General features: G+C 56.8%; 9 protein-coding genes. 7 read left to right on the forward strand and 2 right to left on the reverse strand.

The annotated features are described in order from the left end of the window. The first annotated feature begins 22 nt into the window (after positions 1 to 22). The 5 genes from ACKGJP_RS07935 to ACKGJP_RS07955 all read left to right on the forward strand — a co-directional run bounded on the left by ACKGJP_RS07935 (position 23) and on the right by ACKGJP_RS07955 (position 7,786). Positions 23 to 4,216: a heparinase II/III family protein gene (locus ACKGJP_RS07935; RefSeq protein WP_409345121.1), complete on the forward strand. Its 4,194-nt coding sequence runs from the start codon at positions 23 to 25 to the stop codon at positions 4,214 to 4,216. Positions 4,217 to 4,488: 272 nt separating this feature from the next. Further along, positions 4,489 to 4,872, forward strand: a complete 384-nt coding sequence (locus ACKGJP_RS07940; protein WP_409345122.1) for a response regulator — start codon at positions 4,489 to 4,491, stop codon at positions 4,870 to 4,872. A gap of 198 nt (positions 4,873 to 5,070) precedes the next feature. Next, positions 5,071 to 6,207 carry a DUF3900 domain-containing protein gene (locus ACKGJP_RS07945; RefSeq protein WP_409345123.1) on the forward strand — a complete coding sequence of 379 codons (1,137 nt, stop codon included), beginning with the start codon at positions 5,071 to 5,073 and terminating at the stop codon, positions 6,205 to 6,207. A 186-nt stretch (positions 6,208 to 6,393) separates the two neighbouring features. Then, on the forward strand, positions 6,394 to 6,552 hold the full coding sequence (locus ACKGJP_RS07950) for a hypothetical protein (protein WP_409345124.1): 159 nt from the start codon (positions 6,394 to 6,396) through the stop codon (positions 6,550 to 6,552). Between the two features lie 301 nt (positions 6,553 to 6,853). Then, the gene (locus ACKGJP_RS07955) at positions 6,854 to 7,786 is read left to right on the forward strand and encodes an Rpn family recombination-promoting nuclease/putative transposase (RefSeq protein WP_409345125.1); all 933 of its coding nucleotides are present in this window, start codon (positions 6,854 to 6,856) and stop codon (positions 7,784 to 7,786) included. Between the two features lie 105 nt (positions 7,787 to 7,891). Here ACKGJP_RS07955 and ACKGJP_RS07960 read toward each other — a convergent pair whose 3' ends face one another. Together ACKGJP_RS07960 and yhbH are read right to left on the reverse strand one after the other, a co-directional pair. Then, positions 7,892 to 9,313, reverse strand: coding sequence for a SpoVR family protein (locus ACKGJP_RS07960; protein WP_409345126.1), 1,422 nt, complete (start codon positions 9,311 to 9,313; stop codon positions 7,892 to 7,894). Positions 9,314 to 9,322: 9 nt separating this feature from the next. Beyond that, positions 9,323 to 10,471 carry a sporulation protein YhbH gene (gene yhbH / locus ACKGJP_RS07965; protein WP_409345127.1) on the reverse strand — a complete coding sequence of 383 codons (1,149 nt, stop codon included), beginning with the start codon at positions 10,469 to 10,471 and terminating at the stop codon, positions 9,323 to 9,325. 531 nt (positions 10,472 to 11,002) lie between these two features. Between yhbH and ACKGJP_RS07970 the strand changes: the two genes are divergently transcribed. Together ACKGJP_RS07970 and ACKGJP_RS07975 are read left to right on the forward strand one after the other, a co-directional pair. Continuing rightward, entirely contained in the window at positions 11,003 to 12,172 is a 1,170-nt protein-coding gene (locus tag ACKGJP_RS07970; protein WP_409345128.1) for an exonuclease SbcCD subunit D, read from the forward strand. Then, the gene (locus ACKGJP_RS07975) at positions 12,169 to 15,261 is read left to right on the forward strand and encodes an AAA family ATPase (RefSeq protein WP_409345129.1); all 3,093 of its coding nucleotides are present in this window, start codon (positions 12,169 to 12,171) and stop codon (positions 15,259 to 15,261) included. The genes ACKGJP_RS07970 and ACKGJP_RS07975 overlap by 4 nt, the downstream gene beginning before the upstream one ends. Positions 15,262 to 15,418 lie beyond the last annotated feature (157 nt).

Below are 15,418 nucleotides of genomic sequence, written 5' to 3' on the forward strand. Positions count from 1 at the left end.
CTTGCGGGGGAAGGTGTAAGGGATGAAACGAATACGAGGTAGGCTGGCCGGTTGGATCGCCGCGATGCTGGTCTTTACGGCGGTTCCAATGGGAGATGTGAGCTATGCGGCGGTACAACCGCTTATGCAGGAGGCCGCGGCGCCAAGCGCCCCGGTCTGGCTGTCGTCAGGAGGGAATAACGTGCTTAGCAACTCCGGGTTTGAAGAAGGCGCTGCCGCGGGAACGATTCCGGGTTGGGAAACGTGGACGCCGTCAGGCGACGCGGTCGTAGCCCACGTATACGGGGAAGCGAGGAGCGGACTCCGTTCGGCGCGCATTTCCGCTACGACGACGGACAGCGTCGGCATGCTGACGCGAACGGTTCCGGTCCAAACGGGGAAAACGTATGTGCTGCGGTACTGGGCGAAAGCTAGCGACGTGCGCTTCTCAGCAGGAGGCGCGGCGACCGTTCGCGTGCAGTTTCGGAACGCTGCGGGCCAATCGTCCGGTGCCACGATCTATGCCGGCGCGGTAGCGCCGAACGGCGGGGAATGGGCTAAGGTTGTGCAAAAGCTGACGCTGCCGCCCGGCACGTCGTCGATCAAGCTCGAGCCGATGCTGTATCGGGGCTCGGGGACGATATGGTTCGACGATGCGGCGCTCTTCGCATTCGATGCGGCCGAAACGCCGGCTTTGTTCGATTTCGAAGCGGCAGCTCTCGATACGGGAACGGTCCGTTTGGAGTGGATTGCGTTCCCGGGAAACGCCAAGCCGGTCAGTTATGCGGTCTACCGGGCCGGGGACAGCGGTTTCCCGCTTAATGAACAATCGCTTGCCGGCACGTCGGAGGTCGAAAGGTTTTATGATCGAGCGGTTGCTTCCGGCGCCGATTACCATTACCGGATCGTCGCCAAATATGCGGACGGAAGCCTATCGGTGCCGACCGAGGAGCGTCAGGCTTCGATCCCGGTTCAACTGCCGCCGGTCGAGCCGGTTCGTTCCTTGAAGGCGATGGCGGCCGTGGACGGCAAAATCGCTCTCTATTGGACGCTGGGCGATGAGCAGCGGGCGGCATCGATTCGTCTCTACGCTTCGGACGAACCGATTACCGAATCGAATAAAGGGGAGGCGGCGGTAATCGCGGCTGCCGCTTCGGTAACGGAAGCCGTTTACCGGATCGACGCGGCCTTGCATCCCGAATGGAACCGGCGTTATTATGCAGCCGCCGTCACGGACGGGGACGGCAGCGAATCGGCCGTGACCGGAGCCGAACCGTATTCGTTCCTGCCCCGGCTGAAACCATTTGCCGTTATGCAGCATCCTTACTTGTTCGCCGAACGCCAGGAGATCGACGCCGCACTGACGAACATGGACGTCTACCCGTGGTTGAAGGCCGCCCGCGACAGAGTCGTTGTATCCGCTGATGCCGCGCTCACGGGTTATGCCGCGGTACTTTCTCCTTTTCCCAAAAACGACGCGCGCCATCTTCCCGCCGCAGAAGCCGCCCGCACGCTTGCCGTGGCCTACGCACTGACCGGAGACGAACGGTATGCGGACATGTCGCGGAGATTGCTGCTGCTATACGCGTCGTACTACGAGCAGTACGATTATGTGTTCAATCAGAGCAAGGATGACGGGTACATGGTCGTTCCGCTCGCATGGGCTTACGATCTGGTTTACGGAAGCTTGGGCATGACCGGGCAAGATCGGCTGCGCATCGAGAACGGCTATTTTCGCGAAGCCGTCCGGAGGCTGCAAGCATTGCCGAGAGGGAGACTCAACAACCAGGGCGTAACGAATGCCGCGATCGGCGTCGCCGGATTTTTGCTGCAGGATCAAGATTACTTGAATTACGCATTTGATCGCGACGGCTACGGCATGAAATACAACATGATCAACGGCATCAACGACGACGGCTATTGGTGGGAGCAGACGATGGCTTACCACGAGGAGCGACTGAGGTATATTACGCTGCTGGCGGAAGCCGCTTATCATAGCGGATACGACTATTACGGCTATTTGCTGGACGGGGAGCGGGATACGGCGTATCGCGGATCCGACGTGCCTCCGCCAGTGGAAGGACGAAGCGTGACCGTGGAAGACAAGTCGATCCGCGAACTGTACGACGCCCCGTTCTATTTTCTGTTCCCGGACATGAGCCGTCCGGTGTTCGGGGATGCGGATCCGACGCAGTTGACCGGAGGCTATTCCTATGAGATGGCGTACAAACGGTACGGCGATTCGAAATACGCTTGGCTGCTCGGCTACGCTTACGGGGACGGCCGCTTTACGACCGGCACCGGCGCGGACTACGGCCTTTTTCAGACGTCGCCCTTGCCGGCTTCGGCAGGCGAATTCCGGATCGGCAGCGGATATTTCGCCGATAAGGGCTACAACAAGCTGGGCAGCTCGGTCTTCGCGGACAGCGGCGCCGCATTCCTTCGTTCCGAAGGGGATTATATGACGTCGACGAACGTCGCGATGCCCTGGAGCCCGTTCGGGACGTTCGCCCACTATCATGCCGATAAGCTCGGCATCGTTCTGTACGGACTCGGCAAAACCATTCTCGCCGATCCGGGACGATACGGGTACGGAACGGCCGGCCATAAGGAATTTGCGAAGCATACGATCGCGCATAACACGCTCGTCGTGGACGAAACGTCGCAGTATCCGCAAGGAAACAGCAACGAGGAATGGAAGGCGGACAATTCGAACCGGTCTTCTGCAGGTTATTTGTCCGCGCTGACGATCGGGCCGGTATTCAAGCTGATCGAAGCCGGAAACGACAATGTATATGCCGACCGGGGCGTGAAGCTCGGACGTACGGTAGCGGAAATCGGGGATTACGTCATCGACGTATTCCGTGCGGACAGCGAGTCGGCGCACCGGTACGACTATCCGCTAACGATTGACGGCGAGCTTGTTGAGACGAGCGTCCCGCTGTCGCCGCTCGATCCGCAAACGCCGCTAGGTTCCGGCATCGGTTACAAATATGTCAAGCAGCTTGCCAAGGGGGACGCGGGAGGATCGGCCTGGAGCACCGTGTGGCAGATCGGCGACGGGCGGCAATTCCGGACGACGATGCTCGGCACGGACATTACCGAAGTGTATCAAGGCTCGGGACTTTCCAAAAACGGTACGTACGGCAACCGTATGCTCATTGCGAGACGGGACGGGACATCGGCAACGAGCTTCGTCACCGTCATGGAGCCTGTTCGTGACGGCAACTCTCCGAGGACGATTGCGGAGCGGCCGGTGCAGGGCACCGGATTGACCGGCGATGCATATGCGGTGCGCGTAGAGTCGCAGGCGGCAAGTTCGACCGATACGTTCATGACCGGCGGCGGCCGGGCGCTGAAGCAGACCGATGCGCTGCAAAGCGACGGCACGACGGCATTTCTGCGTACCGTAAACGGCGAAGAAACGGTGCTGGCTGTCGTGTACGGAGCATATGCTGCCGGCGGCACGCTATCGCTTACCATGACGGCGGCAGCCACTGCGCAGCTGACCAAAGCGGCTGAGGAGGCGTATCGGTTCGATTATGACGGCCGCGTTTCTTCCGAGGTTGCGGTTGGCGGACTGCCGGATTACGCGGTATATGAGTTCGCGCTGAAGGACGTTAATGAGCTGACACCGGCTGCTTCCGTATATTTGAACGGGAACATCCGCTTTACCGCCGAGCCGGGCAAGACGTATGTTTTGGCGAGCGTGTCCGGCGCTGCAGCCCTGCCCGCTCCGGCATCGGTTCCGATCGGCATCCCGATTGAGCCGTCGATCCCGGGCAAGGCGACGGTTACGAGCGAAACCTATATCGGGCCAATCGTGGAGGCCGAGGATTTCTCGTATGAGGACGGCGGCAAGGTAACCATCGCGTTCAAGGGCGGATCGCATACGTCGGGCAATCCGCAGGGAGACGCCTTCTTCGGCTGGGACAACCGCGGGCATTCGCTCGAATGGGCGTTCGACGTGCCGGAGTCCGGCGAGTACCGGATCGTGCTGCGCTATGCGACGATGGCCGACAATTCCTTCCGCACGCTGAGTGTAGACGGGGGGCCCGCGTCGATGTTCCATTTTGCGCAGACGCCGGGCTGGAACGACCGCCGCAATGCGCTGCTCCAGGATGCCGACGGTAACGATCTGGTGTTTCAGCTGCAGCAGGGACGGCATACGATCCGAATGACCAACTTCAGCGGTGCGCTAAATCTTGATTATGTATTGCTATCATCCATGCCGTAACCCTTGTAAGATCGCGGGTAGCTGATGATGAATTTAGAGGTCGGCAGAACTCGGCTTCACGCACCGATTTTTTTAATGCATCAGTAGCGATTGGGGCTTTGCCGCGGCGGCCTTTCTCCCTGAGAACGAATCGTTCTGGGGAAGGGAATGCGCTTGTTTGAGGGGATGGCGAGCATGTTCAGAAATTGTTCAGTAGCGTCTGGTACAATTTTCCCGAGAGAACATGTTCGGATTTTCAAGCAAACGAAGCTGCCGTTAAAAGAGGGATCGATATGTATACGGTCATGATTGTGGACGATGCTGCCTTTATGAGGCAAATATTGCGCGGTTTTTTCGAAACGATGGGCTTCCAAGTCGTGGCGGAGGCAAAGAACGGCGAGGAAGCGGTAAAGCATTACAGCCTGCTGCGCCCCGATCTTGTGACGCTGGATATTTCCATGCCGGAAATGGACGGCTTCACCGCTGCGAAAAAAATGGTTGCCCTTAACGGGAGCGCCAATATTATCATGTGCTCGGCGCTTGGCAGAAAGGAAATGGTCATGCACGCCATTGCTTCCGGAGCCAAGGACTTCATCGTCAAACCGCTGATCAAGGAGCGGCTTGAGCAAGCCGTCTACCATCTGTTGCCGGAAGCCGAGCATGTCGAGCATGCCTAGCGCTTGCTGCGCCGCCATTCGTCCGCCTAACGGACGGAAGGCGGCTTTTTTTATTCCCTTCGGCGCCGCGGTTCCTTATTATTTTTATCGTTAGACGGCTTCGCCTCAGCGGCAAATCTGATATACTGGAAGGCGGCGCCGCGAACCGCAGAACAGACTGCATCGCGTGTGGCGGAAATTGGGATAGGGAGCGTCAATATGGATTTTTCGGTGCAGTTTCTTTCCTTTATCGTCATTCAAACGGAGGGCCAAGACGCCCAAACCAAGAACTATAAGCATTATCAGACGCTGGATCGCGAGTCTTATTACGAGAGCGAAATCAAGCAGTTTCTAGACGGCGAATTCGCGCGCATTTGCAAACGTAAGGTGGAGAAAAACCCGAATACTGAGAACGCGCCGACGAAGATCGGTCGTTTCATCGTCGAGCCTGGGCACGAACTGACGAGCAATCCGAACTATAATCTGCTCCAGCGGCTTCGGGTGGCCGATTCGAAAGAGCAGTTCCATACGTGCAGCGACGATCTGGTCCGCGCATACATGGAAACGAGCTCGGTTCGCGGCGGGGCGTTCGTCGTGGCGTCCGCCAAGCTGAACAAGTATTTCGACGAGCCGTTCGTCTTCGTGATGAAATGTGACTTTGAGCCGAAGATCGCTTCGATCTCGGACGAGCGCAGTTTGATTTCCAATGTACAAATGGCGATCAACGCCCGCAATATTAAATCGATCCAATACCCGCATATGCCGGAGGAAGGCACGCTGGAGGAGTGGGAGCTGAAAATTCATCAGGCGTCCCATGCCAAATATTTCGAGGATTTTCTCAAATTTATCGATTACGAAAAGCCGATCCCCGTCATTGTAAACGAGCACGTCATGACGATGGTGCAGGAATATATGGAGGACAAATGGCAGGGTACGCATAGCGAGGAGCGCCAGCAAGAGGAGCAGGGGCTCGAATTTTGGGCGGCCAGCGAGAAGCGGGAGCTGCAGGAGAAATGGACGCACGATACGGTCGTCGAAGCGACCCAGCGCATCATCGAGCATAAGCCGGATATCGAGATGGCGTTCAAGCTGGACGGCGTCGCCATAAAAGGGCAGATGGCGCAATTCGGCGAAAATGTGTTCATTGCGCGGCTGAACGGCCGTTACGCGGCGATCGTCGTCGGTGACTCGCTGCAATTCGACAGAGGCGTATCGCCGATCGAGCTGCTGCATCCCGACGATCTGGAGGACGTCGTCAAGCATATACGCGAGAGAGACGACAAAGCCGCCGTCAATCGCTATGCGGACGGCGACGACGGAGGCGGAGGCGGTTCGGACGACAGCCCGCCGTGGTAAGATACGATTCCAAGCAACGCCCCGGACCACGCTTGCCGCGTACCGGGGCGTTGCACGTTTTATGGAGAGGCTAGGACCGGGCGGGGTGAAAAAAGTTCAACCTCCCGCTTTTTTCCAATTGAACGTATACTTTGAATTGTGGTAAGGAAACACAAATCAATTGTAAATTTCAAGGAGGAATTCGTTATGAAAAAACGTTTTGTCGTATCCATGATTTTGGGCACATGCTTGGTGCTCGCAGCGGCTGTTCCGGCAGCTGCAAAACCGGAGGCGAAGCCGGAAGCGGCGAAAGCCGGAGCGAAGCTGCTGCTCGCGGCCAAAGCGGAAGCCAAACCGGAGGTTTAAGGGATAAGCCGGGACAAAGACGGCTTGGGCGGTTGGTTCGAAGGCGAAGTTCGAGCGTATGTGTACACGCGGCAAATGCGAATTTGAAAAGCGCCCCCCATTAAGCAGGACATTCCGCTTAATGGGGGGCGCTTTTTTTCTGCTAGAGAGAAGGTTTCGATTTTGCCGCCAAGTTTACGCGAAAGTGTAATGATAAAGGAACATATGTTTGGTACAATATCCCTATGGAAAAATGACTTTCAGCGGCGGCATGTATGTATGAGGGTTCTGAAAAATGATATAATGAAAGGGAGAATCTCTGATGAATCGAAAGCGGCTGAAACCCCAGAACGATTTTATATTCAAGCGGCTGTTCGGGGAAACGGAAACGAAGGAATTTCTTATTCATTTGCTCAATGCGATTTTTAAGGAGTCTGGCGGTAAACCGATCGTCGATCTCAACATTATTGATAATAAAGAGCTGAGCAAGGAGCTCATAGACGATAAAACAGGTAGGCTCGATATCCGCGCCGAGACGGCCGAGAAGGAACAAATCAACGTCGAAGTCCAAGTTGCCGAACAGAAGCATATGGAGAAGCGGTCATTATTTTACCTGGGGAAAATGTTCGTCGAATCGATCAAAGCCGGAGAACAATACGACAACTTGAAAAAGACTATCACCATAAATATCGTTAACTTTTCCTTTTTGCAGACTGACCGTTATCATAGCTCGTTTCATCTGTACGAGGATTATGACAAAGCGGTGATGCTGACGGATATAATTGAGATTCACTTTATCGAATATCCGAAATTTCGCAAAATGACGAAGGATTTACAAAATCCGCTTCATCGATGGCTGATGTTTTTGGAAGAAAAGCTGTCGGACGACCAATTAGAGGAGTTGATCGATATGGATCCGGTAATCAAAAAAGCGGAAGAACGGCTGGAATGGCTGAGCGCCGACGAGGATACCCTTCGTTTGTATGAAGCCCGGGAATTTTCCAAGTACGAGCGAAACAGCATTATTTCCTCTGCAAAAGAGACCGGCCGCGAGGAAGGTCTGGCGGAAGGGCGTAAAGAAGGAATCAAAGAGGGAATCAAAGAGGGAATCAAAGAAGGAATCAAAGAAGGAATAGCAGAGGCTAAAACAACTGTTGCGCTAAAATTGCTTGAACTCGGCGTCGAGCTTAACAAAATCGCGGAAGCGACCGGGATGACTGAGGAAGAAGTGAAAGCATTGAGCAAGAACGATTAGCGGATACGTTCATAATGCGGAAATCTGCAAAGGCTGCAACGCCTAAATGTTCAATAATAAAGGCTATCCAAGAGCAGAAATGCTCCGGATAGCCTCCTTTTTGATCTACAAAAACTTCCGGTTATGCTTTTTCCCGTCGTAGCTGAACAGCACGGGCTTATCTTCGACTACGGATTGCAGGTAGACGGTTTTGCGCCACAGCTTTTGCACGAACGGAAGCGTTTTTTCAACGTATTTCAAATCAAGCTCAATCCCCTCGTAATGATGCTTCAAGTAGAGCTCCCCGTTGTTGTCGTAATCGCCGTCCTCGACGACGATGTAAGGAAAGCCGCCGTTGATGCGCGAGTACACGAGCTGATCGCGGATCGATTCCCAGGTCTTGTCGGTAATTTTCCACTCCGCGCCCTTTTTCTCGAACACGTACAAGTCGAGATCCTCGACCAGCTGCTTCGTCAAATAGCTGCGGACGAACGAGGTATCCGAGTCGAATTCGCGCACCTCGAACATCTTTTTGCGTCCGTCTCCGCTTACCCGGCCGAACCGGCCCTGCTCTTCCTTCGTCGGCTCGTTCCAGCGCTTCTCGATGTCTTCGAATATTTTGAGGCCGAGGTAATACGGATTCAAGCTGTGGCGGGACGGCTGCACGACGCCGGAGTTGAGCTTGGAGAACTCGATCGTTTCCTCTGGCGTCAAATCGAGCTCGCGCATGATGCGGATGTGCCAGTACGAAGCCCAGCCTTCGTTCATGATTTTCGTTTCCATCTGCGGCCAGAAGTACAGCATCTCATCCCGCAGCATCGTCAGGATGTCGCGCTGCCATTCCTCGAGGTGAGGCGAATATTCCTCGATGAACCAGAGCAGGTCTTTTTCGGGCTTCGGCGGGAAACGTTTGACTTCCTCCTCGCCGCTGTCCTCGGACGCGTCAAGGTCCCATAGGTCCTCATAACCGGTTAACGGCAAGCCGTTCCGGTTCGTATCATGAACGTCCTCAGGCCGGCTTTTGCGCTCCGCATAGCGGTAAGGCTTAAACATGCTCGGATCCACATGCTCCTGAATCGCGAGTACGGCGTCCAGGAACGATTCGACCTGCTCGGCGCCATATTTGATTTCGTATTGGCGTATGCGTTCGGCCGTCGCGGACATGCTTTCCACCATGTTGCGGTTCGTGCGGGAGAAACGGGCATTGTTTTTGAAAAAATCGCAGTGCGCCAGCACGTGGGCGACGATCAGCTTGTTCTGGATCAGCGAGTTGCCGTCCAGCAAAAAGGCGTAGCAGGGGTCGGAGTTAATGACCAGTTCGTATATTTTACTTAGGCCGAAGTCGTACTGCGTCTTCATTTTGTTGAACGTTTTGCCGAAGCTCCAGTGGCTGAAACGGGTTGGCATGCCGTATGCGCCGAAAGTATAGATGATATCCGACGGGCAAATTTCATAGCGCATCGGGTAAAAGTCGAGGCCGAAGCCTGTGGCGATTTCCGTTATTTCGGCGATGGATTTCTCCAATTCCTTAATTTCGTGCGGATACATGCGTCCACCTCAATTCGCTTCCGTTTTGACGAAAAATGTTCGGAGGGCTTTATACACCTCGCCCTTCTCGCGGATGATGCAGTATTGGAACTTCGGATTATGAATGCCGCGGTAGGCCGACATAAGCGTGCTGCTGCGGTTGTATTGGTTCACTTCGCCGTAGCCGAACATATTGCTCGCTTCGAGCAGGCGGTCGATCAGCTTGACGCAGCGCTCGTTGTCGGAGGTCAAATTGTCGCCGTCCGAAAAATGAAACGGGTACACGTTATAATTAAGCGGGTTATAGCGGGCTTCTATAATATCAAGCGCTTTCTGGTAGGCGGATGAGCAAATGGTGCCCCCGCTTTCGCCTCTTGTGAAAAATTCGTCCTCCGTCACTTCCTTCGCCTCGGTATGATGCGCGATGAAGACGATGTCGACATGCTCGTATTTGGTGCGCAGGAAGCGGGTCATCCAGAAAAAGAAGCTGCGCGCGATATATTTCTCGAAGCTGCCCATCGAACCCGACGTATCCATCATGGCGAGAATGACGGCGTTGGAATGGGGCTTCTGCACTTCCTCCCACGTTTTGAAGCGCAAATCCTCGGGGGTAATATGGTGGATGCCCGGCTGGCCGGAAAAAGCGTTTCGGCGCAAATTTTCGATGATCGTGCGCTTTTTATCGATGTTGGACATGATCCCCTTCTTGCGGATATCGTTGAAAACGATGTCGGAGGTTTGCATCTTTTCCTTTTGCTTTTGCTGCAAGCGAGGCAGCTCCAGTTCCTCGAACAGCATCGTTTGCAAATCTTCCATGCTGATTTCGGTTTCGTAGTAGTCGTCACCGGGCTGATCGCCCGCGCCCTCTCCTTTGCCCGCACCGGGTGCAGGCTGCGGATCGACACCGAGCACATCCCCGACTTGGCTTTCGCCGTCCCCCTGGCCTACGTGTTTCGCCTTGTTATAGTTGTAGCGAAACCGGTATTCGTCCAAGCTTTTGATTGGCACCTTAACGATTTGCTTGCCGTCCGACATGACGATGCTTTCGTCAGAAACCAGATCGGGCAAGTTTTGCTTGATGGCCTCGCGCACTTTTTGCTGGTGGCGCGTTTGGTCCTGATAGCCTTTGCGATGAAGCGACCAATCTTCACGGGAAACGATAAACAATGGATCTGTCATGCGAGACACCTCCTGAAGCGTTTCTAGGGGAAACGCAGCTTCGTAAGCGGCAAGTCGAAGACTTGCTACTTCGGTTTGCGTAAGCAAAACGGCTTCGCAAGCATAAGCTGGCGTTTCTAGGGGAAACGCAGCTTCGTAAGCGGCAAGTCGGAGACTTGCAGGAACGTTTGCGAAAGCGAAACCTCTTCGTTTTGCCTAAAGCAAATGCAGCGTTTCTGCGTTATGAAAATGAAAGGATGGTCATCGGAAAGGAACGGTCGGGACAGCGAAAAAAAAGTGCTTGTTATCAAATATATTCACCGCGGACGGGGATATGTGAATGTAAGGGGCGCCTATTTTGTTTCCGGATGCCGTTACAACAGGTTTGTTATTGCGGAGGCGGAAGGCAGACGGCACCTGCGCAACGCAAAATTGGAAGAATTATAGTACCCCGGAACGGTTCGTTTTGGCAGGACTTGCGGCGTTAGAAATCGAACTAATAGGACAGAGCATTTAGAGGAATCGCGGTAACGGAGAGGGGAAAAAGTCGCTATGAAGTTTATCCATACGGCCGATTGGCATTTGGGGAAGCTGGTCCAGGGCGTCTATATGACCGAGGATCAGCGGCATGTACTGCAGCAGCTGGTCGAGACGGTTGCCGAGGAACGGCCGGACGCCGTCGTCATCGCAGGGGATTTGTACGATCGGGCGGTGCCGCCGACCGAGGCGGTCGACCTGTTGGACGAGCTGTTCGAGAGAATCGTCATCGATCTGAATACGCCGGTATTGGCGATATCGGGCAACCACGACAGCCCGGACCGGCTGGACTTCGCCACAAAAATCATGGAAGGGCGAGGGCTGCATCTCGCGGGGCAGCTGCGCGCCGAGCTGAAGCCGGTCATCTTGCGGGACGCCGGGGGCGAGGTGCATTTTCACCTTGTTCCTTATGCGGATCCGGCGCAGGTGCGTTATGCGTTCGGCGACGAAACGATTCGTTCGCACGACGAGGCGATGCGTGCCATCGTGGAGAGGATCGAGGCTTCGATGGACCCTGATGCGCGGCACGTCTTCGTCGGGCATGCGTTCGTAACGCCGGCAGGCGAGCCTGAGGCGAATACGAGCGATGCCGAGAGACCGCTGTCGATTGGCGGTGCGGAGTACGTCCGCGCCGAGTATTTCAAGAAATTCCACTATACGGCGCTCGGGCATCTGCATCAGGCGCACTACGTTGCGCAGGATAACATTCGCTATTCCGGATCGCCCCTTAAATACTCGGTTTCCGAAGCAAGCCACGATAAAGGCTTTTATATCGTTGAAATCGACGCGGTAGGCGCGGCAAGCATACAAAAACGCGGCCTGCGGCCGCTTCGCGACATGCGCCGTTTGGAAGGAACGATCGAGGAACTGGAGACGCACGCCGTCTGCGACGATTATGTATTTGTCACGCTGCTCAATGAGAACCCGGTGCTTTTCCCGATGGAAAAGATAAGGGCAGTATACCCGAACGCACTGCACGTCGATCGGAGAGCGGCAATATCCGGCGGTTCGTCCGGTAAGGACGGCGAGGAGAAGAGCTCCTCCGGCCGGAGCCGCACGGAGCCGGCGGCGTTGTTCGCGGCATTTTATCAGGAGATGAAAAACGCCCCGCTTGACGAAGCGAAGAAACGGTTGTTTGAAGATACATACGCCGAGGTGCTGCGTGAGGAAGGAAGTGCCGTATGAGGCCGCTTAAGCTGACGATGACCGCTTTCGGTCCATACCGGGACGAGGAGACGATCGATTTCAGCCTGCTCGAAGACCGGCGGCTGTTCGTGATTTCGGGCAATACGGGAGCGGGCAAAACATCGATTTTCGATGCGATCTGCTTCGCTCTGTACGGCTTCGCAAGCGGAGAAGACCGCTCCGAGCCGCGGATGCTGCGCAGCCATTTTGCGGAGGAAGGGACGCATACTTCGGTGGAGTTCACATTCGCCGCGGGACGGCGAACGTATCGCGTGTTTCGCCAAATGCCGCACCGCAAAGGGGATAACAAAAGCGAAACCGGGGGAAAAGCGGAGCTCTACGAGACGACGGACGGGCAGGATGTGCCGTGCGTGGATCGGTTTACCGTGTCGGACGTCAATACGAAGCTCGAGGGGATCATCGGACTGACCAAAGAGCAATTCAGCCAGATCGTCATGCTCCCGCAGGGGGAATTCCGGAAGCTGCTGACGTCGGATACGGACAATAAAGAGGAAATTTTGCGGCGTATTTTCCGGACGGGGCTCTATCGCAGGCTGGAGGACAAGTTCCAGCAAAAAAGCCGGGAGCTCAAAGATTCGCTCAAGGCCGCGCAATTTGAGCTGGATGTGTACATGAAGCAGCCACAATCGGCTTTGCCGGAGCGCGAGGAAAGCGCGCTGCACCGTACGCTGCGGCAGGACGCCTATAATGCGCTGCAGGTCGCGGAAGGGCTGGCGCAGGAGGCCGTCCATTACCGGCAGCTTGCCGGCGAGGCGGATACGCGGAAGGCGGATTTGACCGCACGGCGCGACGAGAAAGAGGCGCAGCTGCGCGCCGCCGCCGCGCTGAACGCGCGCTTTGCGGAGCTCGGCCAGCGGCGCGGGCAGCGCAGCGAGATGGAGCGCCGGCAAGCGGAGGTAACCGAGCGGGAGCTGCGGCTCGGGCTGGCGGAGCGGGCGGCTCAGCTTGCGCCGTACGAGGAGCAGGCGGGCCGGGCGGCGCAGAGCGAAGCGCTGAAGCGGCAGCAGCACGATGCGAAGCGGCGCGACGCGGAGGCGGCAGAGCTGGCGTTCGCGCAGGCGCAGCGGCGTCACGGCGAGGAAGCCGCGCGCGAAACGGAGCGGCGAGAGGCGGAGCGGGAGCTGCAGCGGCTGGCGGAGCTCGAGCCCGCCGTGCGTACGATGGGCGCGCAGCGGCAGGAGGTGGAGCGGCTGCAAGCCGAGGAAGCGGCAGGAGCGGCGCAGCTGAAGGCCGCCGAGGCGAAGCTGGCCGAGGAACGTGCGGCGAAGCTGTCGCGCGGCGAGCGCATCAAGGCGCTGGAAAACGATACGGCCGCTCTGCCGGAGCAGAGAGAAGCGCTGCTCCAGGTCGAGCGCCAAGGCAAGCTCATCAAGGAGCTGCTCGAGCTCGAGACGCAGCTGGGCGGCTTGTCGCAGCTGGAGGCGGAGAAGGAAAAGGCGCTGCTGCGGGCCCAGGCCGAGCATGAGAGGCTGGAAACGCTCTGGATTGAAGGGCAGGCGGGTCTGCTCGCGGCGCATCTGCACGATGGCAAGCCATGCCCCGTATGCGGCGGCACGGATCACCCGCATAAAGCGGCTGCTGCGGAGTCGCTACCGTCCAGGGAAAAGCTGCAACAGGCCAAGGAGGAGCTGCGGCATTTCGAGCGGGAGCTGAACGAGGCGAAGCTCCAAGCGGCTGCGGCGCGCTCGGGACGGGAAGGAAAAGCGGCTGATCTCGCCGACCAGGGTATTCCATCCGAAAGGCTGACGGAAAGGCAGACGCAGCTGCGTGCGGAGTGGAAACGGCTGAAGGAGCGGACGGAGCAGCTGGATAAAGACCGCGGCGTCCTGCAGAAGCTGAAGCAGGAAGCGGAAGAGGCGGAGCAGCTTGCGGAGCGGATTCTGCAGGAGAAGGAGCAGCTGACGCGGAAGCTTCAGGACGTTACGGTGCAGCGCCATACGAAGCAAGAGCTGCTTGCCAAAGACATCGAGCGGATCGCGGAGGAGTTGCGCTCGCCGGAGCGGCTGGCGCGGCGCTTGAACGAGCAGCGCGCGCTTGCCGAGCGGTTGAACGCGGCCTGGAAGGCGGCGCAGGATCAGCTGCAGCTTACGCAGACGCGTCTTGCCGAAGAGAAGGCGCACGCCGTGCAAACCGGGCGGCAGCTGGAAGAGGCGGAGGAGCTGTTATGCCAGGCGAATGGGCGCTTCGGCGAGGAGATGGCGAAGGCAGGCTTTGCGGCGGTGTCCGATTACCGGGAAGCCAAGCTGGACGATGCGGTGCGCCAAGCGGCCAAATCGGAGATCGAAGCGTTCAAGACGGCATTTGCCGCCCTAGCCGGGCAAATAGCCGAGCTTGAGCTGGAGCTGGCCGGGAAGACGGCGGCCGATCTGGAAGCGCTGAACGGAGAATTGGCTCAGCTCCGGCAGCAGCTGGAGGACGCGGCCGAGGAGCAGCGCCGGGCTGTCCGCTATGCGGATGAAGCCGAACGGCTGCAGGCGGCTATCGCTGCAGCGAACGGACGGGTTAAGGAGCAGGAGGCCGTTCTTGAGCAAATGTTGGACGTGTATCATATGCTGAAAGGCGACAATCCGCTGAAAATATCGTTCGAACGCTACATTTTGATCGAATTTTTGGATCAGATTCTGCAAGCGGCGAACGAGCGGCTTCGCGATCTGTCGAACGGACAGTTCGTTTTGCAGCGGAGAGAGGGACTTGAGACGCGCGGCAAGCAGAGCGGTCTCGGACTCGACGTATATGATGCGTATACGGGGCAGAACCGCGACGTCAAGACGCTGTCCGGCGGCGAGAAGTTCAATGCTTCGCTCTGTCTCGCGCTGGGCATGACCGATGTCATTCAAGCGCATCAGGGCGGCGTTTCCATCGAGATGATGTTCATCGACGAAGGGTTCGGCTCTTTGGACGAAGATGCGCTTGGCAAGGCGATCGGCGCGCTCGTCGACCTGCAGCGTTCCGGCCGGATGATCGGCGTCATCTCGCACGTGCAGGAGCTGAAGCAGGCGTTCCCCGCCGTGCTGGAAGTCCGGAAGACGAAGGAAGGGTACAGCCGGACCGGTATTCTTTTGAAATAGATAAACGTTGGTAACTATACAATAAAGTTGGTAACTGGTTTGCAAACTTTAAACGCCGCGCTCCTTCTTTCGAGGGGCGCGGCGATTATTGATTAATATGACTTCTACAAGAGCATTAACGGGCAGTTATGTGCGGGTAACGCCTGACTAACTGACT

The organism is Paenibacillus litoralis (assembly GCF_046244365.1).
Taxonomy (GTDB): domain Bacteria; phylum Bacillota; class Bacilli; order Paenibacillales; family NBRC-103111; genus Paenibacillus_V.

What these genes read in the sequence shown, in the direction of transcription:
- ACKGJP_RS07935 (WP_409345121.1), top strand. Translation starts at nt 23, where the DNA reads ATGAAACGAATACGAGGTAGGCTGGCCGGTTGGATCGCCGCGATGCTG.
- ACKGJP_RS07940 (WP_409345122.1), top strand. Translation starts at nt 4,489, where the DNA reads ATGTATACGGTCATGATTGTGGACGATGCTGCCTTTATGAGGCAAATA.
- ACKGJP_RS07945 (WP_409345123.1), top strand. Translation starts at nt 5,071, where the DNA reads ATGGATTTTTCGGTGCAGTTTCTTTCCTTTATCGTCATTCAAACGGAG.
- ACKGJP_RS07950 (WP_409345124.1), top strand. Translation starts at nt 6,394, where the DNA reads ATGAAAAAACGTTTTGTCGTATCCATGATTTTGGGCACATGCTTGGTG.
- ACKGJP_RS07955 (WP_409345125.1), top strand. Translation starts at nt 6,854, where the DNA reads ATGAATCGAAAGCGGCTGAAACCCCAGAACGATTTTATATTCAAGCGG.
- ACKGJP_RS07960 (WP_409345126.1), bottom strand. Translation starts at nt 9,313, where the DNA reads ATGTATCCGCACGAAATTAAGGAATTGGAGAAATCCATCGCCGAAATA.
- yhbH (WP_409345127.1), bottom strand. Translation starts at nt 10,471, where the DNA reads ATGACAGATCCATTGTTTATCGTTTCCCGTGAAGATTGGTCGCTTCAT.
- ACKGJP_RS07970 (WP_409345128.1), top strand. Translation starts at nt 11,003, where the DNA reads ATGAAGTTTATCCATACGGCCGATTGGCATTTGGGGAAGCTGGTCCAG.
- ACKGJP_RS07975 (WP_409345129.1), top strand. Translation starts at nt 12,169, where the DNA reads ATGAGGCCGCTTAAGCTGACGATGACCGCTTTCGGTCCATACCGGGAC.